17 protein-coding genes and 1 tRNA gene are annotated in these 19361 nt (G+C 65.6%); 10 read left to right on the top strand and 8 right to left on the bottom strand.

Features of this window, described 5'->3' with window-relative positions; all coding sequences use genetic code 11:
* Positions 1 to 102: 102 nt before the first annotated feature.
* The 5 genes from M2332_RS00220 to M2332_RS00200 all read left to right on the top strand — a co-directional run bounded on the left by M2332_RS00220 (position 103) and on the right by M2332_RS00200 (position 8528).
* On the top strand, positions 103 to 2262 hold the full coding sequence (locus tag M2332_RS00220) for an autotransporter assembly complex protein TamA (RefSeq protein WP_264572494.1): 2160 nt from the start codon (positions 103 to 105) through the stop codon (positions 2260 to 2262).
* On the top strand, positions 2262 to 6524 hold the full coding sequence (locus M2332_RS00215; RefSeq protein WP_264572493.1) for a translocation/assembly module TamB domain-containing protein: 4263 nt from the start codon (positions 2262 to 2264) through the stop codon (positions 6522 to 6524). The genes M2332_RS00220 and M2332_RS00215 overlap by 1 nt, the downstream gene beginning before the upstream one ends.
* The gene (locus M2332_RS00210) at positions 6524 to 6754 is read left to right on the top strand and encodes a hypothetical protein (protein ID WP_264572492.1); all 231 of its coding nucleotides are present in this window, start codon (positions 6524 to 6526) and stop codon (positions 6752 to 6754) included. The genes M2332_RS00215 and M2332_RS00210 overlap by 1 nt, the downstream gene beginning before the upstream one ends.
* A complete protein-coding gene (locus M2332_RS00205) occupies positions 6751 to 7842 on the top strand; it encodes a YihY/virulence factor BrkB family protein (protein WP_264572491.1) in 1092 nt (363 codons plus the stop codon). The genes M2332_RS00210 and M2332_RS00205 overlap by 4 nt, the downstream gene beginning before the upstream one ends.
* A 92-nt stretch (positions 7843 to 7934) precedes the next feature.
* Positions 7935 to 8528 carry a superoxide dismutase family protein gene (locus M2332_RS00200; RefSeq protein ID WP_264572490.1) on the top strand — a complete coding sequence of 198 codons (594 nt, stop codon included), beginning with the start codon at positions 7935 to 7937 and terminating at the stop codon, positions 8526 to 8528.
* A gap of 47 nt (positions 8529 to 8575) precedes the next feature.
* Here M2332_RS00200 and M2332_RS00195 read toward each other — a convergent pair whose 3' ends face one another.
* Both M2332_RS00195 and M2332_RS00190 read right to left on the bottom strand, forming a co-directional pair.
* Positions 8576 to 9166 (bottom strand): PAS domain-containing protein, encoded by a 591-nt coding sequence (locus M2332_RS00195; RefSeq protein ID WP_264574854.1) that lies wholly within the window; start codon positions 9164 to 9166, stop codon positions 8576 to 8578.
* A 162-nt stretch (positions 9167 to 9328) separates the two neighbouring features.
* Complete coding sequence (locus tag M2332_RS00190) at positions 9329 to 10339, bottom strand: alpha/beta hydrolase (protein WP_264572489.1); 1011 nt, start codon at positions 10337 to 10339, stop codon at positions 9329 to 9331.
* A gap of 263 nt (positions 10340 to 10602) precedes the next feature.
* Here M2332_RS00190 and M2332_RS00185 point away from each other — a divergent pair, with 263 nt between their 5' ends.
* From M2332_RS00185 to M2332_RS00170, 4 genes are all read left to right on the top strand, one after another.
* Complete coding sequence (locus tag M2332_RS00185; RefSeq protein ID WP_264572488.1) at positions 10603 to 11871, top strand: MFS transporter; 1269 nt, start codon at positions 10603 to 10605, stop codon at positions 11869 to 11871.
* 149 nt (positions 11872 to 12020) lie between these two features.
* On the top strand, positions 12021 to 12998 hold the full coding sequence (locus M2332_RS00180) for a LacI family DNA-binding transcriptional regulator (RefSeq protein WP_264572487.1): 978 nt from the start codon (positions 12021 to 12023) through the stop codon (positions 12996 to 12998).
* 253 nt (positions 12999 to 13251) lie between these two features.
* Positions 13252 to 14367 carry a glycoside hydrolase family 68 protein gene (locus M2332_RS00175; RefSeq protein WP_264572486.1) on the top strand — a complete coding sequence of 372 codons (1116 nt, stop codon included), beginning with the start codon at positions 13252 to 13254 and terminating at the stop codon, positions 14365 to 14367.
* A gap of 3 nt (positions 14368 to 14370) precedes the next feature.
* Positions 14371 to 15264 carry an ROK family protein gene (locus M2332_RS00170; protein ID WP_264572485.1) on the top strand — a complete coding sequence of 298 codons (894 nt, stop codon included), beginning with the start codon at positions 14371 to 14373 and terminating at the stop codon, positions 15262 to 15264.
* Between the two features lie 92 nt (positions 15265 to 15356).
* Here M2332_RS00170 and M2332_RS00165 read toward each other — a convergent pair.
* A tRNA-Gln gene (locus M2332_RS00165) sits at positions 15357 to 15431 on the bottom strand.
* Between the two features lie 179 nt (positions 15432 to 15610).
* On the opposite strand from M2332_RS00165, the gene M2332_RS00160 reads away from it, so the two are divergent.
* On the top strand, positions 15611 to 16111 hold the full coding sequence (locus tag M2332_RS00160; protein ID WP_264572484.1) for a MarR family winged helix-turn-helix transcriptional regulator: 501 nt from the start codon (positions 15611 to 15613) through the stop codon (positions 16109 to 16111).
* Between the two features lie 4 nt (positions 16112 to 16115).
* Here M2332_RS00160 and M2332_RS00155 read toward each other — a convergent pair whose 3' ends face one another.
* The 5 genes from M2332_RS00155 to M2332_RS00135 all read right to left on the bottom strand — a co-directional run bounded on the left by M2332_RS00155 (position 16116) and on the right by M2332_RS00135 (position 19359).
* Positions 16116 to 16955 carry a pyrroline-5-carboxylate reductase family protein gene (locus M2332_RS00155; RefSeq protein ID WP_264572483.1) on the bottom strand — a complete coding sequence of 280 codons (840 nt, stop codon included), beginning with the start codon at positions 16953 to 16955 and terminating at the stop codon, positions 16116 to 16118.
* On the bottom strand, positions 16942 to 17448 hold the full coding sequence (locus M2332_RS00150; RefSeq protein WP_181559260.1) for a YbjN domain-containing protein: 507 nt from the start codon (positions 17446 to 17448) through the stop codon (positions 16942 to 16944). Before M2332_RS00150 ends, M2332_RS00155 begins: the two co-directional genes overlap by 14 nt.
* Positions 17449 to 17635: 187 nt before the next feature.
* Positions 17636 to 17914, bottom strand: a complete 279-nt coding sequence (locus M2332_RS00145; RefSeq protein WP_264572482.1) for an accessory factor UbiK family protein — start codon at positions 17912 to 17914, stop codon at positions 17636 to 17638.
* A 38-nt stretch (positions 17915 to 17952) separates the two neighbouring features.
* Positions 17953 to 18501, bottom strand: coding sequence for a TspO/MBR family protein (locus M2332_RS00140; RefSeq protein WP_264572481.1), 549 nt, complete (start codon positions 18499 to 18501; stop codon positions 17953 to 17955).
* Positions 18502 to 18615: 114 nt separating this feature from the next.
* Positions 18616 to 19359 (bottom strand): TlyA family RNA methyltransferase, encoded by a 744-nt coding sequence (locus M2332_RS00135; protein WP_264572480.1) that lies wholly within the window; start codon positions 19357 to 19359, stop codon positions 18616 to 18618.
* Positions 19360 to 19361 lie beyond the last annotated feature (2 nt).

Genomic DNA, 19361 nt, shown 5'->3' with positions numbered 1-19361 from the left:
GGGGAGCCGTCGTTGCGACTAAGATTACTGAAGGCAGGCTTGAAGCCAAGCGCGCAGAACTTTGGAAAAGCCTGGCGTGGAAGCTTGCTGGCGAGTGCCGGGATGCTGTGCCTTCTCGCGCATCCCGCTCAGGCGCAGCCCCCCTCGACCGATCAGGCGCAGCCGACCCGGAATTCAGACGCGGCCCCAGTCGAGCCGATCATTTCAGACGAAGAGTTCGACGCCAGCATTCCACCGATCGACGAAAGCGCGCCCCTTGGCAGTGTCCAGGCATGGGAAGCCGAGGCAGACCGGCGCGCGGCCAGCACCGGGCGCGATGCCAGCGTGAGCGCCGAGCCGACCCCCACCGAACAATCGGCGGCGGATGAGGGCCTGCCCGCTCCGCCAGAACTGGATGAGGAGCTCGACCGGCCCCTCACCCCGCTCTACGCCTTCGACGTCGAAACCTTCGATGAGAGCCAGTATACCGAGGCTGACGAAGGCCCCGCCCCTTCGCTGCGCTACAGCTACAAGATCGAGGGTCTCTCCGCGCTGGACGGGGCCGGCCCGGTGCTGCCCGTCGATGGCGGAGACATTGTCAGCCAGTTCAAGTCGCTTTCCGCGCTCGAGGATGGCGATGGCAAGGCGGACAATGGCGCCATGATCAATGCCCGGCTGGAGGAAGACCAGAAATTGCTGGTCGATATCCTCTCCTCGCAGGGCTTTTTCGATGCCACGGTGCGGGGTTCGCTGGAGCTTCCCGAGCAGGACAGCAAGGGGCCGATCACGGTCATCCTGCAGGCCACGCCCGGCCCGCGCTATCATCTGGGCGAGATCCGGTTCGATGCACCGCCGGTGCAGCCGGAGGATCTCATCACCCGCGCCTTCCGGCCCCGCACTGGCGACCCCATCGTGGCGGAGCGCATTCTCGGCGCGGAGGCCAATATCGCAGTCACCCTGCCGGAGAACGGCTATCCGTTCGTGAATGTCGGCCAGCGTGATATCGTGCTCGATCCGGAAACGGAGGCTGGCGACTACACGCTGCCGATCACCCCCGGCCCCCGCAGCAGCTTCGGCGACATCGTGGTCGAGGGCGAGAAGCCGGTGTTCGAGCCGGACCATATCCAGAAGATCGCCCGCTTCCGCAAAGGCGAGCTGTATGACAGCCGCAAGATCGATGATTTGCGACAGGCGCTGATCGCCACCGGCCTGCTCTCCGTGGGATCCGTGACGCCCCGCCCGAGCGCCGAGCCTGCGGGCGACGGCACCGACTATGCGACCCTCATCGTCAATCAGGAGGCCGGCCCCGCCCGCACCCTCGCCGCCCAAGCCGGATATGGCACGGGCCAGGGCGTCAAGGTCGAGGGGAGCTGGACGCACCGGAACATGTTTCCACCCGAGGGCGCGCTCATTGTTCAGGGCACGGCCGGCACATTGGAGCAAGGCCTCGGCGTCTCCTTCCGTCGCTCGAATGCCGGCAAGCGGGACCGCAGCGTGGAACTGGGCATCGATGCGCGCCACAGCAATTTCGACGCGTTCGAGGCGTTCACGGGCCGTCTTTATGGCCGCATCGCCTACGAAAGCACGCCCATCTGGCAGAAGCGGCTGACCTATAATTTCGGCTTCGAGCTGCTCGGCTCCAACGAGCAGGATTATAATTTCGACGCCGGTGAGCTGCGGCGGCGGACCTATTATGTCGCGGCGCTGCCGGGTCAGGTGACGTTCGACACATCCAACTCCCTGCTCGACCCGACCCGTGGCTTCCGGATCTCGGCCTGGCTCTCCCCAGAGGCATCGCTGGGCAGCGGCGCACAGACCTACGCCCGCGCGCTGCTGGAAGGCACGGGCTACTACCCCATCTCGGACGGGTTCGTGCTGGCCGGCCGTGCGCGCGTCGGCATGATCGGCGGCGCGGCGCGTGAGCAGATCGCACCCTCGCGGCGCTTCTACGGCGGTGGCGGCGGATCGGTGCGCGGCTTTGGCTATCAGGAACTCGGCCCCAAGGATCCCGATGCCCGGCCGATCGGCGGCCGCAGCCTCGTCGAGGCCGCGGCGGAAGTGCGCTATCGCTTCGGCGATTATGGCATCGTCGGCTTCATCGATGGCGGGCAGGTCTATACCAGCCAGGTGCCACGCTTTGACGATTGGCGCTTCGGCGTCGGCATAGGCGGGCGCTTCTACACCAATTTCGGCCCGATGCGGCTCGATGTCGCCACACCGATCAACCGCCAGCCGGGAGAATCCCGTATCTCCGTCTACGTCTCCATCGGGCAGGCTTTCTGATGGCTGATCCGACCCCGCCCCCCGCGCCGATCGCCCCGGATATGCCGGAAGAGACGACTGCCGAAACCGTGATCGTCCGCCGCCGGAATTGGCCGCGCCGCGTGCTGATCGGCATCGGCGCGCTGCTCGCCTTGCTGCTGGCCGTCATCATTGGCGGCTATGCCTGGCTGAACAGTGACAGTGGGCGGGGGTTCGTCACCCGGCAGATCACCGGGCTCAAATTCGAGAACGGCATGTCGATCGGCATTGGGCGGATCGATGGCTCGATCTTCGGCGCCATGCGTCTGCGCAACGTAGAGGTGCGGGATACAAAGGGCGTATTCCTGAGCGCGCCGCTCATCGAGATGGACTGGCGGCCGCTCGCCTATGCGCGCAGCCATGTCGACATCCGCTCCCTGTTGATCCCCGCCGCCCGGCTGCATCGCTCGCCGGAATTCAAGCCGACGCCATCCAGCGATGGGCCGCTGCTGCCCGATCTCGACATTGACGTGAACCGGCTCGACATTGGCCGCCTGCAGATCGACACCCCGGTGACCGGCCGCAAGCACCTGCTCGGCCTCGCCGGTACCGTCCACATTGCGGACCGCCGCGCGCGGATCAAGGCGGACGGGCGCGCCATTGTGGCGCCGGGCGTTGCGGGTGGTGACAGGCTGGCGCTGCTGCTCGACGCGGTACCGGAATCCAACCGCCTGGCGGTCGATCTGCGCGTGACCGCCCCGGCGCAGGGCTTGCTGGCGAGCTACACCGGCATCGCCGAGCCGACAGCCATCGCGCTGGCGGGCAAGGGTGACTGGCAGAGCTGGAGTGGCAAGCTGACGGGCCGCATGGGCAGCGAAAGCCTTGCCAATGTCGCGATCACGGGCCGCGACGGCACCTTCACGGTGCGTGGCCCCTTGCGGCCCGGCCTTTTCCTCACCGGCCCGGCTCGCGCCATGCTCGAGCCGGTGACGCAAATCGACATGACCGCTGCCCTCGCAGACCGCCGCGCCCGGATTCGTGGCGGCCTGGCCAGCGACAACTTCACCTTCGGCGCCCAAGGCCTCATCGATCTGGGTGCCAGCCGCATGGAGAATCTCGATCTCGCCTTCCGGCTCACCAAGCCCAGCGTGATCGCGGAGAATCTGCGCGGCGCGGATATCGCGATGAACGCCACGCTCAACGGCGCCTTCGTCGCGCCGACGATCCGCTATGGCGTGAACGCCCGCCAGATTGGCTTTGGCGCCACGCTGATCGAAGGCCTCGCCGTCTCGGGCAGCGCGACGCTGGACAAGGACCGCTGGATGATCCCCGTCGAGGGACGGGCCCGGCGGATCAGCGGCGTCAATGCCAGCATCGAGCCGCTGCTCACGAATGTGCGTCTGGACGGCGACCTGGCTTATGCCAATGGCCGCATCCTCTCGGACAATATGCGGCTGCGGTCTGACCGGATCGACGCCACCGCCGTGATCGTGGCCGACCTCAACACCGCGCTCTACACTGGCGCCCTCAATGGCCGGGTGAATGGCTATCAGGTCGAGAGCGTCGGCATCTTCAATCTGCAAACCGACATGGACCTCAAGACCGGCCAGAACGGCTCTTTCCGCCTTGGCGGCCGCGTCACCGCGCGCTCGACACGCCTGCTGAACGACGGGTTGCAAAGCTTTCTTGGCGGCAATGCACTCATCGTCGCGGATGTCGGCTATGACAGCAATGGCGTGGCCAGTGTCGAGCGGCTGAACGTCTCGGCGCCACAATTCCGCATGACCGGCGCGCGCGGTCGCTACGGCGCTGATGGCAGCGTGCGCTTCTCCGGGCGCGGAAGCTCGGATCAATATGGCCCGCTGGGCGTCGAGGTGACCGGCACGGTCAATCGGCCGCTGGTCCGGCTGGCAGCCGAGCGACCGGGCCTTGGCATCGGCCTCGCCAATGTGACGGCGACCGTGCGGGGCGACAACGGCACCTATCTGGTGCAGGGCGAAGGCGCCTCCGACTACGGTCCGCTGGACCTCAATCTGGCTATAATGACTGCGCGCGGACCTTTGACCGTCGATGTGCGCCAAGGCACGAGCTTCGGCGGCGTCGGCCTCTCCGGGCGCATCTCGCAAAGCCGCGCCGGCCCGTTCGAGGGCACATTGCTGGCCGATGGGTCCGGCATCAATGGGCGGGTTGCGCTTTCCGCGCAGGGCCCCGTGCAGCGCGCGCTGGTAGATGCCACCGCGCGCAATGCCAGCCTGCCCGGCAAGGCCGGCCTTACGGTGGAGCAGGCGCTCATCAAGGCAGACATTCTGCTGACGGAGCAGCCGCAGATCGTTGCCGATGCGCAGCTTGCCGGCACGCGGATGGGCGATCTCACCATCGCGGTCGCGCGGGGCACGCTGAATTATCGCGACGGCGGCGGTCAGGCGAAACTGCTGGTCGAGGGCCGCACGCGCTATCCTTTCCGCCTGGCCGCCAACGCCCGCATGGCGCGGGACCTTTGGCAGCTCGCGCTGGACGGTCGCTTCAACGGCGTCGACGTCAAGACAAGCTCGCCGATGCGGATCGTGCCATCGAACGGACGCTATACGCTCGCCCCGACGCGGCTCACGGTCGGCGGCGGCGCCTTGCACCTTGCCGGCCATTATGGCGACAGCATGGCCGTGCAGGCGCGGATGCAGGATCTCAACCTCGCCATCGCCAACCCCTTCATGCCTGGCCTTGGCCTGGGCGGAAAGGCCACCGGCAGCCTCGATTTCACCCAGGCCAGCGAGACGGCCTTCCCCGCCGCCGACGCCCGCCTGACGATCGATGATTTCACCCGCACCAGCCTCGCGGCCGTCTCCGAACCGGTCGATATCCAGTTCGCCGGCCGGCTGATCCCGCAAGGTGGTGAGGCGAATGCGCTCATCCGCCGGCGCGGTGCCGCGATCGGTCGGATGAAGGTCAGCCTCCAGCCCCTCGGGCCGGGCGCCGGCAGCTGGTCGACCCGCCTGCTCGCCGCGCCTCTGTCCGGCGGCTTGCGCTACAACGGGCCGGCCGACGTGCTCTTCTCGCTGGCCGCGCTGCCGGACCAGAGCCTCAAGGGTCCAGTCGGGGTCGCCGCCGATTTCAGCGGACGGGTCCGGTCGCCGCAACTCACGGGTGTCGTGCGGGCCAGCAACCTCACCTATGAGAACACCAGCTACGGCACCCGCCTCACCAACATGGCCGTGCGCGGACGCTTCACCAACGACCGGCTGGAGGTCGAGAGCCTCACCGCCAATGCCGGCAATGGCACGGTCAGCGCCAGCGGATCGGTCTCGCTCAATTCCGATCAGGGCTTCCCGATCCAGCTCGGCATCGACATGAACAATGCGCAGCTGGCGCGTAGCGATGGCCTGCAGGCGCGGGCGACCGGCCAGATCCAGGTGGTCAACGGCCCCAACCAGCCGCCGACGATCACCGGCCGCCTCACCCTGCCCGAGACGCGCTATCGCATCGTCTTCCAGGGCAGCGCGGAAGTCCCGACGCTAACCGGCGTGCGGCGCAAGCCGACGCTCAAGCGCGAGCGCATCTCCGGCGCGCCCGAGCCAATGAAGACCATCCCCTCTGACTGGCGGCTGGACCTGCGGGTGCAGGCGGATAACCAGATCTATGTGAGCGGCATGGGCCTCGAGTCCGAATGGGCGGCGGATTTGCGCGTCGCCGGTACCAGCGCAGCGCCGCAGATCACCGGCGGCGTCAACCTCGTGCGCGGCACGCTGGGCTTTGCCGGACGCTCCTTCGAGCTTCAGCAAGGCCGGATCACCTTCAGCGGACCGGAGATGACCAACCCGCAGTTGCGCATCGTTGCGAGCGGCGAAGTCGAGGACGTGACGATCACCATCACGATCACCGGCAATGCTCAGGACCCGCAGATCGCGTTCACCTCCACGCCCAGCCTGCCGCAGGACGAGCTGATGGCGCGCATCCTGTTCGGCAATTCGGTGGGCGAGCTGAGCGCCATCCAGGCCGTGCAGCTGGCCGCTTCGCTCAACTCGCTGCGCGGCGGCTCGGGCGGCCTCAATCCGCTCGGCGTGCTGCAATCGGCCGGCGGCATTGACCGGCTGCGTCTGCTGGGTGCCGATGAGGAGACCGGCCGGGGCACTTCGCTCGCCGTGGGGCAGTACATCAGCAATGATGTCTATGTGGAGATCATCACCGATGCGCGCGGCCATACCGCCACGCAGCTGGAAATCAGCCTCTCGAAAGCGCTCTCGGTGCTGAGTTCGGTCAGCAACTTCGGGGGATCCGGTGTAAACCTGCGCTACCGGAAGGATTATTGATGCGCGCGGTGACGATCTTGTCGATGCTCGCAGCGCTCGGGCTGGCGGGGTGCAGCAAGGAGCCGAGCTTCGATGAGCGCTACGCTGCCGAATCCAACCGGATCGAGGGCATGGCAGCCAATATGCAGGCGCAGCTCGACGAGCAGCTCAATGCCTCTGCCGCGGCCGGCCGCCTCGCCCTCCCCATCGATGAAAATGATGTGGCCGACAACGCCACGGCCGAACCATGACCAGCCAGACCGACACCGACCAAGACAAGGAGGACCGCCCGATCTCTGCCCAGGAACTCGAAGTGCTTGCCGAAGAAATCCCCGGCGCTAAGGGCGATTCGCCGCTCTCTCTGCCGCCCAAAGCGTGGTGGGCGATCCTCAAGCGCATCTACGTGATGATTGGCTTCCATAATCTCAGCCTACTCGCTGCCGGGGTCGCTTTCTTCTCCTTCCTGGCTTTCGTGCCGCTGATCGCCTCGATCGTTCTGCTGTACGGCCTCATCGGCGATCCGCAGATCGTCGCGAGCAATGTCAATCTGCTGCGCGGCTTCGTGCCACCGGAGGTGCTCACCATCCTGGAAGAGCAGCTTCTCGCCATCGTGACGACCAGCAAGGCGGCGCAGGGCTTCGGCCTGCTGCTGGCCCTCGCCTTTTCGATCTATGGCGCCATGCGCTCGGCGACGGCGATGATCGCGGCCCTCAACATCATCTATGAAGAGCATGAGACGCGCAATTTCTTCCGCACCACCGGCGTGGCCGCCGGCATCACCGTCGGCATGGTCGCGGTGGGCGTGATCGGCACCTTGGCGATCTCGCTGTTCACTTATGCCGGGCGCGTGCTCTCCGATTACATCGGCAGCGGCTCGGCGTTGATCATCCAGTTGGCGACCTGGATTTTCGCGGGCGTGCTCATCAGCCTCACCTTCGCCGTGTTCTACCGCTATGCGCCAGACCGCAGAGCCGCGAAATGGCGCTGGCTGTCGGTGGGATCGGTGCTCTCCACCCTGCTGTGGGTGGGGATCACGCTGGGCTTTGGCTTCTACGTCGCCAATCTGACCAATTATAACGCGACATATGGCTCGCTTGCCGCCGTCGTCATCTTCCTCATGTGGCTGTTCCTCTCGGCTTATGCAGTGTTGATCGGCGCAGAGGTCAACAGCGAGATGGAGCGGCAGACGATGGTCGATTCCACCATCGGGCCGGATCGCCCGATCGGCCATCGCGGCGCGGTGATGGCAGACAATCTGGCGGTGAATGATGCCAGCCGCATATTGCTCGAAAAGAAGCGCCGGCGCGACGCCGATCGGGCCGCCAACAAGGCGCATTGAGCGAGGTTGCCGGGGACGCTGCCAATCTTTTCGGGAACGATCCGCTTCCCTCTCGTGTTCGCTCTATATCCGTAAGCAATGGGAGTAATGCCGTGACTGCAAGGATTTACGCCGTGGCCGCAATCGCCACGCTGGGTTTGGCAGCCTGTAGCAGCCCCGATCACACGCAGAACAACGCCGTGCCCGCCAATAATGATGCCGACAATGCCATGATGGGCAGTGCCACGGGCAACATGGCGGCTGGCGAAAGCGCCACCGCGACCCTGCAGACGGCGCAGGGCGCGCCGGCCGGCACCGCGACTATCCGCGCCATGGATGGCGGCTTGCAGATCATGCTCGCCCTGCAGGGCCTCCCCTCGGGGAGCAAGGGCGTCCATGTGCATATGACCGGCAAGTGCGATGCGCCCGACTTCACCACGGCGGGTGGCCACTGGAATCCTGCCAGCACCAAGCATGGGCTGGAGAACCCGCAGGGTCAGCATGCCGGCGACATGCCGAACATCGACATTGGCGAGGATGGCCGGGGTACGCTCGAATACACGCTCAAGGGCGCCACGATGGCCGGCTTGATGGATACCGATGGCTCGGCCATCGTCGTGCATGAAGGCACGGACGACCAGCGCACCGATCCGTCTGGCGATAGCGGCGGGCGCATTGCCTGCGGCGTCTTCCAAGCGGGCGCCTGACCGCGGGCTTTGGCTGAATTTTCTTGAAGCCGGGGCTGATCGCGAGATCAGTAACCGGCTTCGACAGCCAGCCGGATGGCATCCGCCCCGGTTCGGACGCCCAGCGCCTGAAACAGCGCGGCGCGGTGCATCTTCACGGTCCGCTCACTGAGCCCTAGGTCGAACGCGATCTGCTTGTTGAGCTTGCCGGCCGACATCAGCACCAGGATTCGTCTTTGCCGTTCGGTGAGGGCTGAGACGCGCGCAGTGGCCATGCCCTTGCGGCTGTCCGGCTCGGCGGATGCCACGGCCGCAACCTCGACCTGAGACCCCAGAAAATACTCAAGCCCGCCATCGCTATCGAACATCGGCGCGATCATCACCGCATTGCGGAACGGCGAACCATCCTTGCGATAATTGGTGATCTCCACAATGGCCGGCTTCTTCTGGCGAATGGCCGTGCGCAGCAATTCGCTCGATGCGGCTTCCGTTTCGGCCCCGTGCAGGAAGCGGCAATTCCGCCCGAGAATTTCCGCGCGGCTATAGCCGGTAAGACGCAGAAACGCCTCATTGCAGGCGATGATGGGATTATCGGGCAGCCGGGGATTGCTGATCACCGCTGCGGTCGAACTGGCATCGATGATGTCGCTTATCGCCATGCCGGCAGCGATATCAAAAGCCGTACGCACCGCCAAGGTCTGGCGGGAGAATGGCAGTGTCCGAGCGCGTTTTCTTGCGCGGCTCCTGGCAGCCATGGCTCTCCGGCCCAGTCGCCTTATCTCCCCTCCTCTTCAGAAGAGGAGCCAAGCTGTGAGCCTTCCTCAGCCCTCCGGCCGGGCGTGCCGATCCAGAAAGGCCACGAAAAGCCCCAGCCACTGGCGGACCGGCAGTTGCGGCCAGCCCAGCCCGAAGCCGTGACCGCCTTCCTCGAAGAAATGCGCCTCCACCGGCCGCCCCGCGACACGGAGCGCCTGCAGCATCTCCAGACTGTTTGAGGGCGGCACCGCCGGATCGTCGAGTGCGTGCATCAGGAAGGTGGGCGGCGTCTGCGGCCCGACATGGGCGGCCGGCGAGCGCCGGGCGACCAGTGCGGGATCGGGCTTCTCGCCCAGCAGATATTTGCGCGAATCCGCGTGGGTATCCGGCATGCGCATGCTGATGACCGGATAGATCAGGCCGGCAGTGCGCGGCCTCGCGTCGAGCCGGTCGATGGCCTCGCGCGGGGCGTAAACCGGCTGCGCGAAATCGGTGATCAGGGTCGCCGCCAGATGCCCGCCGGCCGAGAAGCCGAGCACCGACACCTGATCAGGATCGATGCCGTAGGTTCCGACCATCGACTTGATGAGGCGCATGGCGCGTTGCGCATCCTGCAGCGGCACGTCGGACCGGTTGGTCCAGCCCTCCCCCGGCAGCCGGTGGACGAGGACGAAGACCGTATAGCCCTGCGCTGCAAGCGCCTCCCCGACCTCCGCCCCTTCATTGTCGATGGAAATGAAGATGTAGGCACCGCCAGGAATGACCAGCACCGCGCGGCCATTGGACTTGGCCGGACGGAAGACGCGCAGATAGGGCTTGTCGACATTGTGCATGAAAACCGGCGGCGCCTTGTCCATCGGCAGAGGACGTGCAGAAAAGCCGTTCTCGGGCGGCGCGCCCGTCCACAGGTCGATGATCGGCGCGGCAGTCCAGGAAGGCGGAATGACGCGAGGCGGCATCCCAGCCGGCGGCTGGGCAGCGGCCATCGGCACGCTTGCTGCACCGGCCACGACTGCCGCAATGCCCGCTGCCGCCAGAAAGCCTCTGCGATCCAGTGCGCCGTCTTCCTTTGCCATCAGTCCTGTCCCATCATCGTCGCCGGCTGAGCGGGCTTATGTTCACATCGCCGCAGACACTAGCGGTAATCGATTGCATTGCAAGCCGTCCGGCCAGTGGCGGCCGCCCCCTCAATCTGCCGATATTGAGCCAATCGACATTGCGAAAGCAATCGATTACAGCCATGCCCTCATCCGCCGCGCCTTGCTGCGGAATGATAATCTGCAGGCAGCCTGGTTCGACCGACGCTGCGATGGAACAATAAGGCCGAGAGGATCGCGAAGTGACGGAACGCCCCCACATCCAGCCGAGCAACGCATCGGCCCTGCTGAAATGGCTGGTCTTCCTGATGTTCGCGATGTTCGCGATGACCACCGATTCGGTCGGTACAGTGATTCCGCAGATCATCCGCGAGTTCAATCTGGGCATGACGGCGGCGGGATCGTTCCAATATGCGACGATGTCCGGCATCGCCATTTCGGCCATTTCGCTCGGCTTTCTGGCAGACCGCATCGGACGCAAGGCGACGATCCTCATCGGCCTCACCCTCTTTGGCCTCAGTTCTGTCGCCTTCGCAGCCGGGCATGATTTCCTGTTCTTTGTCGCCTTGCTGTTCATCTCGGGCATCGGCATCGGCATCTTCAAGGCCGGCGCGCTCGCGCTGATCGGGGACATCTCCCGCTCGACGCGCGAGCATTCGACGATCATGAATCTGGTCGAAGGCTTCTTCGGCGCCGGCGCGATTATCGGCCCGGCCGTCGTCGCTTGGTCGCTGCAGGAAGGGCTGAGCTGGAAGTGGGTCTACTTCCTCGCCGCCGGCATCTGCGCCCTGCTCGTGCTGGGCGCATTCGGCGCGCGCTTCCCGACCCCGGTGCGGGCCGATGAAAAACCTGCCGATCCGCGCGACGCTGCCCGGATGATGACCGATCCCACCGCCATGTTCTTCGCCACCGCTCTGATGCTGTATGTCGGCGCGGAAGCCGCGATCTACGTGTGGACGCCGACATTCCTCGCCAGTTACGAGGGCTCGAACGCGTGGCTCGCGGTCTATGCCGTCTCGATCTTCTTCGTGCTTCGCGCTGCCGGTCGCTTCCTCGGCGTGTGGCTGCTCGCCCGTTACGATTGGACCGCCGTGCTCGCCGTGTGCACCGTCGCAATGACGATCCTGTTCTGGATCGCCGTGCTGGGGGATAGGGACGTCGCCATCTACGCCCTGCCCGCCACCGGCCTGTTCATGTCCGTGCTCTATCCCACGATCAACTCGACGGGCATCAGCTGCTTCGAGAAAGCGCGGCACGGCTCGGTTGCAGGGCTGCTGCTGTTCTTCACCTGCCTCAGCGCCGTTATCGCCCCGCTCGCGATGGCGCTGATCGGCGACGGGCTGGGTGACGCGCGCTACAGCATCGCGCTTGGCGCGCTGATGGCGACCGGCCTTGCCATCCAGTGCATCTGGAACTGGCGCAAGCAGCCGTTCGCGAGCCGCTTGGCAGAGCGCAACAGCGCCGATTACCGCAAGGAAGTCATCATCGGCGACACCGGCCCGACCGCCTGACGGGCGCTCCAGGCGCGGACGCTGCGGCCCGCGCCGGAAAAATGCTTTGGCAAAACCCGCCTGCGCCCTAGAGATGCCATTTGTTTGGCCTTTGGATGCGAGAGGACACAGGAGCGTTGAAACCCAAGCAGGTTCGGACAATTTACGATTTGGCAGAGCTCGCCGGTGTCTCCGCCGCGACCGTCTCCCGCGCGCTGGCCGGCAAGGCCGTGGTCAATTCCGAGACTGCTGAGCGCATCCGCAAGCTGGCGCAACAACATGGTTTTCAGCCGAGCCCGCTGGCCCGCAACCTGCGCACGCGCAAGACCGGGGCGATCGGCGTGGTCATCCCGCTTGGCCATGAGCGCGCCCAGCATATCTCCGACCCCTTCTTCATGACGATCATCGGCTTCCTGGCCGATGAACTCACCGAGCGCGGCTTTGACCTCATGCTCTCGCGGGTCATTCCGGACCGGGACGACTGGCTGGAGGGCATCATCAAGACCGCGCGGGTGGATGGCCTCATCATCATCGGCCAGTCTGACCAGTCCGCGGTGCTCAACTCCGCCGCCGGCCATTATCTGCCGATGGTGGCCTGGGGCGCCTTCACCCAAGGGCAGAGCCATTGCTCGGTCGGCACCGACAATTTCCTCGGCGGCCAGATGGCAATGCGCCACCTGATCGAGCGCGGTTGCAAGCGCGTGGCGTTCCTCGGCAATCCCCGCGCCATCGAGATCGCCCAGCGCCTGCAGGGCGCACGCGCGGTGCAGCAAGATCACGCGGCGGACGTGATGCTGACCGAAGTGCCGACCCACCTCGCGCCGGAACTCAGCGCGCCGGACATCAACGCCTATCTCGATCAGGTGGATCAATTGCCCGACGGCATTTTTGCGGCCTCGGACATGATTGCCCTCGCCGCCGTTCAGACCGTCATCAGCCGGGGCATGTCGATCCCCGACGATGTGCGAATCGTCGGCTTCGATGACCTCCCGATTGCGCAAAGCATCGTGCCGCCGCTGACCACGATCCATCAGGATATTGCCAGCGGCGCCACGCAGATGGTCGATTGCCTGCTCAAGCGGATCGAGGGCCGGCAGACCGGTTCGATCATTCTCAACCCCGCTCTGGTGGTGCGCGGCTCCACCTGACGGACCGATTTTCCGCTGCTACAGCCCTGTTCCAAAATGGTTGTAATCGATTGCCAATGGCGTATTGGTTGCGAGGACTTGAGGAACGGGGACAATGATCGAAATTCAGGCGCAATCGCGCGCATATTTGCAGCATGGCGCGAGGAGCCCATGGCCTTGCAACACAGTTGCGAACGCCTCCTTTCCGGACATCGCCTGCCCCGGCCTCCTGCGCACTCGCGCCCTCTTCTTTCTCTGACCTAACTGGCTCTCCATGAACGATATCAGCACGACCCGCTGGACGGTCGAACAGCTTAATCACCTCAAACTGATCCCATCCTGCGTCGCGCCGCTCATCGGCGAGGCTGATGTGGAACGGATCAGTGAGGATGTGTGCGTGTGGGACGCCTGGCCCATCTTGCAGCGCGACGGTTCGCCGGCCCCCGCCGATCTGTGGATGGCGCTCGCCTCGCCCTGGTTTGCCGACCCTGATGAGCGTCACGGCCACGCCCGCATCCATTTGTTCGAGCGAAGGGGTGAGGATTGGCGGCATTATGGCCCGGTGATGCCGGACGGCTTCTCGCCCGGCAGCCGGGAATGGTCCGGCTCGGCCTATGTGGAGAGTGACGGCCGCCGGTTGACGCTCTATTTCACTGCCGCCGGCTTTCGCGGCGAGAGCGAACTCAGCTTCGAGCAACGCCTGTTCGAGGTCGAGGCCGATCTGGTTAGCCAGGATGGCGGCTGGTCCGTCGAGAATTGCCGCAATCTGCTCGAATCCTTCCCGCGCGACCCGCGCTTTTATGCCGATCCGCTGTCGGCCGGTGGCGGCCTCGGCACCATCAAGGCCTTTCGCGATCCCGGCTATCTGCTCGATCCGGCGAGCGGCGAGCATTGGCTGCTGTTCACCGGCTCGCTGGCCACCTCGCAATCTGCCTATAATGGCGTTATCGGCGCGGCGCGGGCCAAGCCCGACGCCCTCGGCCAGTGGGAGGTGACCGCGCCGATCATCAGCGCCGATGGCCTCAACAATGAGCTGGAGCGCCCGCACATCGTGCTGGCCAATGGACTCTATTACCTGTTCTGGTCCACACAGACCCATGTGTTCAACCCGGAAGCCCCCCGCGCGCCGACCGGCCTGTACGGCATGGTGTCCGGGCAGATCACGCACGGGTGGAAACCCTTGAACGGTTCCGGCCTCGTCATCGCCAACCCGCCGGAAGCGCCGCGTCAGGCTTATAGCTGGCTGGTGCTGCCCGATCTCTCCGTCACCGCCTTCGCGGACGATTGGGGCCGTGGCGAGGCTGCCGAGGGTGCTAAGCGCTTTGCCGGCACCTTCGCGCCGTTCCTTCGTCTCGCCTTGGATGGCGAGACGACGCGGATTATCGACTGAGCCATGTCCAGCACGCGCCTTGCCGGGGTCGAGCTGGGTGGGACGAAGACCTTCGTCCTGCTCGCTCAAGGTGATCGCATCGTCGAGCGGGTTCGCATTCCGACGACGCAGCCTGACGAGACGCTGGCCGCCGCCAACGCACAATTGCGCGCCTGGCACGCGGATGCGCCCATTGCCGCGATCGGCATCGCATCTTTCGGCCCCATCGCTCTGTCCCGCAAATCCGATAATTTCGGCCATATGCTGCCCACCCCCAAGCCCGGCTGGGCGGGCGCCGACATTGCCGGCGGGCTGACGCGCGGCCTCGATTGCCCGATGGCCATCGACACGGATGTCAACGGCGCGGCCCTGGCCGAGCATCGCTGGGGTGCCGGTCGCGATCTCGATTGCTTCTGGTATATCACCATCGGCACCGGGCTCGGCGGCGGCCTGCTCGTTGACGGCAAGCCGGTGCACGGCGCCATGCACCCGGAAATCGGCCACATCCATGTGCGGCGCGCGGCAAGCGACAGCTTTGCCGGGGCCTGCCCGTTCCATGGCGACTGCATCGAAGGACTGGTGAGCGGCCCCGCCCTCGCCGCCCGCTTCGGCACCAGCCCCGAGCACGTCGCCGATGACGATCCGCGCTGGGATTTCGTGGCGTCCGACCTGGCGCAACTCGCCGCCACGCTGTTCCTCACCACAGCGGCAGAGCGTATCCTGTTGGGTGGCACTGTGGCCACCAGCCGCGCTGCGCTCCTGCCCACCATGCGCGCCACGTTGCTGCGGGATCTGGGCGGCTATCTGCCCTTCCTCACGCAGGAGACGGTCGAGCAACGTCTGTGCCTCGCAGGCCTCGGCGACGAAGCCGGCCCAATCGGCGCGATCGCGCTCGCCATGGCCGCACTGCAGGGCTGAGCGTCCGACGGAGCGCTTGCGCCGCGCAATGACGCTGGCGCTGCGTTCGCCTGCCGCATTGGCGCTTCACATATGAACTGATCTGGAAAATATGGCTGGGGCGGGAGGATTCGAACCTCCGCATGGCGGTACCAAAAACCGCTGCCTTACCGCTTGGCTACGCCCCAGCATCGCGCGCTGCGAGCGGCCCATATACAGGGCCGGGCGCAAATGCCAAGCCGGAGAAACGGTGGTTTGGCGATCTCTTTCGGTGAGCATCCTCCCTTGCGCGCCCTGCTTGCGAAAGCCGCGAGCGGGGTGCGGAACGAAGTTCCATCGCCTGTGCACACGCCTTATAAAACGGCGCATGAGCAACGCCCCATCCAGTCCCGCAGCTTCCCCCCTGTTCCTGCGCGAGGAGGAGATTCGTCGCGGGATCGAACTGCTGCAATTTGGTCATATGGCGTTCGCACGGGCCATGGACCCAATTCTGGATGAGCATCGGCTCGGCCGCGCGCATCAACGGGCGCTCTACTTCATCGCGCGGCGGCCCAATCTCAGCGTGTCGGCGCTCATCGCGCTGCTTGGCGTGACCAAGCAGTCGCTGGGGCGCGTGCTCGATGAGCTGATCGAGCGCGAGTTGCTCGCGGTCCACAAGGGCGACCGCGACCGCCGGCAGAAGCTGCTGAGGCTGACGCCTGCCGGGCAGGCCATCGAGCAGGCGTTGTTCGATGCCGTGCGTGAGCGGTTCGCGGCGGCCTATTCGGCAGCGGGGCAATCGTCCGTCACCGGCTTCTGGCGGGTGCTGGAGAGCCTGCTGGATCCGGAAACCCAGCGACTGGTCGCCGCCCTGCAAATCGCGCGCTGACGGTTCAGCTGGCCTTGGTAGACAAGGCAGCGAGAACTGCACCCCGGTCCCGCGCAGCCTTCAGCGTCTCCATGACGAGCGGGGCGAGGCCGTCGGACCGATCCAGCACGTCCAGCCCTTCGCGGGTCATGCCGCCCTTGCTGGCGACTGCATCCGCCAGATCGGCAGGCGGGCGATCCGCCGCCGCTGCGCTCAACGCGGCGCCTTCCACGGTCTTGAGCGCCATGCGCGCGGCCGCATCGGGCGCGAGGCCGAGTTCGGCGCCAGCCGTGGCCAACGCATCGATGAAGCGATAGACGAAGGCCGGGCCGCAGCCTGCGAGCGCTGTCGCGGCATCGAAAAGTTGCTCATCGTCCAGCCATTCGACCAGACCGAGGCGACTGCACATGGCATCGATCAGATCGCGCGCTCGTCCGTCAGCCGCATCTTCCACCTTGAGAATGCTGACACCCTTGCCGACCCGGACGGGCAGATTGGGCATGCACCGGACAATCGACTGGACGGCCGGGAAAGCATCCCGAATGCGGGCGATCGGTACGCCCGCGAGGATCGAAAGCAGTGTCGTCTCAGGCCCAAGAAGCGGTGCCGTTGCCCCGGCGACGTCCGCCAGTTGCTGCGGCTTGCAGCCGAGCATCACCAGCGTGTCACCCTCTACTGGCCCTTCGAGCGCTGTCAGCACTCGCACGCCCGGCGCGACCGCCTTGCCGCTGGGGCGCACCACCGTCACCCGCTCGGCGGGCAGGCCCTCGTCGAGCCAGCGCAGCAGCATGGCTCCGGCCATGTTGCCGCAACCCAGCAGAAGAAGATGCGAAGGCCACATCGGGCCAGCCTCAGGCTTCGCCATGCGTCTCAATCAGGCTGGCGGCCATGGCTTCAGCGGGATTCTTGCCACCCCACAGGACGAACTGGAAGACGGGGTAGAAGCGCTCGCATTCGTCGATTGCGCTTTCCACCAGCAACTGCGCCTGATCGAGCGTCAGCGATCCGCTGGGGCCGAGCAAGGCGCCATGACGGAACAGCAGCGTGCTACTCGCCGACCACAGCTCGAAGTGGCCGAGCCAAAGCTGCTCGTTGATGAGCGCGATGGTTTCGCAGATCGCAAGGCGCTTGTCATCGGCGACGCGAATGTCCGGCAGCACGAGAAGCTGCAGCACCATGTCATCGTCACGCCAGATCGCCCGGACTTCGTATTCGGTCCAGCTGCCGCGATGCCGCGCGACCAGCTCGTCCTCGCCGACATGCTCGAAGGGCCAGTCATGCGCCTCGAAATAGGCCGCCAGCATGTCGATCGGCTCGGCTTCCTGCTCGCCGCCTGTAAATTCATCCCGGTCGATCATACTCAAAAACCGTCAGTCCACTTCCTGTAACGGCCAGCGCCGTCCTGCCCCTGCTGGACAGCCCTTCGTAGCACGACACGGCGCAAGCGGAAAGGCAGGCGGCAGCGAAGCCGCGCCCAACCTGTCCGGAATGCGATATGTTGCTGTGAATAAGTTGTGGATAAATGCGGGATAGCTGGTCGAAAACTCAGCTTGCGGCCTTGTCCGACGGCTTGCCGGCCTTCGGCGCACCGCCCTCCAGCGCAGCCAGCCGCGCCTCGAGCGCTTCGACCTGCTCGCGCGCCTGCGCCGCCATGGCCTTGACCGCCTCGAACTCCTCGCGGCTTACGAAATCGAGCCCGCCGATCCACTCGCGCGCGCGCTCCCGGGCATTGCTTTCAAACTCGCGCCCCACCCCGGCCACGGTGCCGGCGGCGCCGTTGATGATCTTGGACAGGTCGTCGAAAAAGCGGTTTTCACTTTGCATGGGTCTGATCCTTCGCCGCCGCTGATGGCGGCCATCGCCTAGATTTGGGTACGCACGGCGGCCGGAACAAGGGTTTCGGCATCCGGGTTCATCCGGTCGATATCGAAGGCGAGCCCGCTCGCAAAGCCCAACCAGCAAAGATAGGGCACCATCAGCCACGCCGCGACAGACCGAATCCGCCCGACGAGGATGGTGGTGATCGTCGCCAGCGCGAGAATGACGAGGATCAGATAGAAGGCCAACGTCGCCTGATGTGCGCCGAAGAACAAGGGTGACCAGACGAGGTTGATGCAGAGCTGGACGATGAAGAGCGTGATGGCGAGCCCCCGCCCCCTCGCGCCGCGCGCGTGCAGGATCATCGCAAGCGCCAGGGCCATGAGCAGATAGAGGGTTGGCCACACCGTGCCGAACACCCAACCGGGCGGTACCAATGCCGGCTTGCTCAGCGCATCGAACCAGCGATTGTCATAACCGCTGTTGGACAGATAGCCCGACACAAAGCCGAGAAACTCGATGGCAGGGATGGTGACAAGCGCCCAGCGGAGGAAAGACATCCGCAACTGACTTCGCGATGCAATCTGGTTCACGCGCGCTCCCACTTCATGCCGAATCCCCACAGCGTTGACATGACTTTAACGATGGCGTTGCGCCGCGCCAGCCCTTCCCGCATGCCGATTGCACGGGAGAGGATCGCGCCTGCTTCATCCCGGCACGCGTGCGCCGGCAATCAGGAACTCCACATTGCCTTCCGGCCCAGTGATCGGGCTGGTGGTGAGGCCAGTGACCTGCCATCCCGGTTGTGCCGCCAGCCAGGCCTCCGCCTCCGCGCAGACGCGGGCGTGGACCTCCGGATCGCGCACCACGCCGCCCTTGCCGACCTCTTCGCGCCCCGCGTCGAACTGCGGCTTGATGAGCGCGACGAGCCGGGCGGCGGGTGCCGCGAACGTCAACGGGCGCTCCAGCACCTTGGCGAGGCTGATGAAGCTGGCATCGCAGACGATGATGTCGACCGGCTCAGGCACATGCGTGGCCGTCAGAATGCGCGCGCTGGTCTGCTCGTGAACGATGACGCGGGGGTCTTGCCGCAGCTTCCACGCAAGCTGGTTGGTGCCACTGTCGATCGCATAGACCCGCGTTGCGCCGTTGGTCAGCAGCACGTCCGTAAAGCCGCCAGTGGAACTGCCTACGTCCATCGCCACCAGTCCGGTCACATCGATGTTGAATGCGTCCAGCGCGTGCGCCAGCTTGAGGCCGCCACGCGAGACCCAGGGATGATCGCGCCCCTTGAGGACGATCTCCGCCTCCTCCGGCACCGCCTGCCCCGCCTTGTCCACAGGCTTGTCGCCGACCAGCACATTGCCGCTCATGATGAGCGCCTGCGCGCGGGTGCGGCTCTCGGCAAGGCCGCGCTCGACGAGCAATTGATCGAGGCGCTTCTTGGCCATGC

The organism is Sphingobium sp. B11D3A, from assembly GCF_025961695.1.
Lineage (GTDB): Bacteria > Pseudomonadota > Alphaproteobacteria > Sphingomonadales > Sphingomonadaceae > Sphingobium.
The sequence above is the reverse complement of the archived record's forward strand: the minus strand, read 5'-3'. Positions and strand labels throughout refer to the sequence as shown.

What these genes read in the sequence shown, in the direction of transcription:
- M2332_RS00160 (WP_264572484.1), top strand. Translation starts at nt 15,611, where the DNA reads ATGAGCAACGCCCCATCCAGTCCCGCAGCTTCCCCCCTGTTCCTGCGC.
- M2332_RS00215 (WP_264572493.1), top strand. Translation starts at nt 2,262, where the DNA reads ATGGCTGATCCGACCCCGCCCCCCGCGCCGATCGCCCCGGATATGCCG.
- M2332_RS00190 (WP_264572489.1), bottom strand. Translation starts at nt 10,339, where the DNA reads ATGGCAAAGGAAGACGGCGCACTGGATCGCAGAGGCTTTCTGGCGGCA.
- M2332_RS00170 (WP_264572485.1), top strand. Translation starts at nt 14,371, where the DNA reads ATGTCCAGCACGCGCCTTGCCGGGGTCGAGCTGGGTGGGACGAAGACC.
- M2332_RS00220 (WP_264572494.1), top strand. Translation starts at nt 103, where the DNA reads ATGCTGTGCCTTCTCGCGCATCCCGCTCAGGCGCAGCCCCCCTCGACC.
- M2332_RS00195 (WP_264574854.1), bottom strand. Translation starts at nt 9,166, where the DNA reads ATGGCGATAAGCGACATCATCGATGCCAGTTCGACCGCAGCGGTGATC.
- M2332_RS00175 (WP_264572486.1), top strand. Translation starts at nt 13,252, where the DNA reads ATGAACGATATCAGCACGACCCGCTGGACGGTCGAACAGCTTAATCAC.
- M2332_RS00205 (WP_264572491.1), top strand. Translation starts at nt 6,751, where the DNA reads ATGACCAGCCAGACCGACACCGACCAAGACAAGGAGGACCGCCCGATC.
- M2332_RS00155 (WP_264572483.1), bottom strand. Translation starts at nt 16,955, where the DNA reads ATGGCGAAGCCTGAGGCTGGCCCGATGTGGCCTTCGCATCTTCTTCTG.
- M2332_RS00210 (WP_264572492.1), top strand. Translation starts at nt 6,524, where the DNA reads ATGCGCGCGGTGACGATCTTGTCGATGCTCGCAGCGCTCGGGCTGGCG.
- M2332_RS00150 (WP_181559260.1), bottom strand. Translation starts at nt 17,448, where the DNA reads ATGATCGACCGGGATGAATTTACAGGCGGCGAGCAGGAAGCCGAGCCG.
- M2332_RS00135 (WP_264572480.1), bottom strand. Translation starts at nt 19,359, where the DNA reads ATGGCCAAGAAGCGCCTCGATCAATTGCTCGTCGAGCGCGGCCTTGCC.
- M2332_RS00145 (WP_264572482.1), bottom strand. Translation starts at nt 17,914, where the DNA reads ATGCAAAGTGAAAACCGCTTTTTCGACGACCTGTCCAAGATCATCAAC.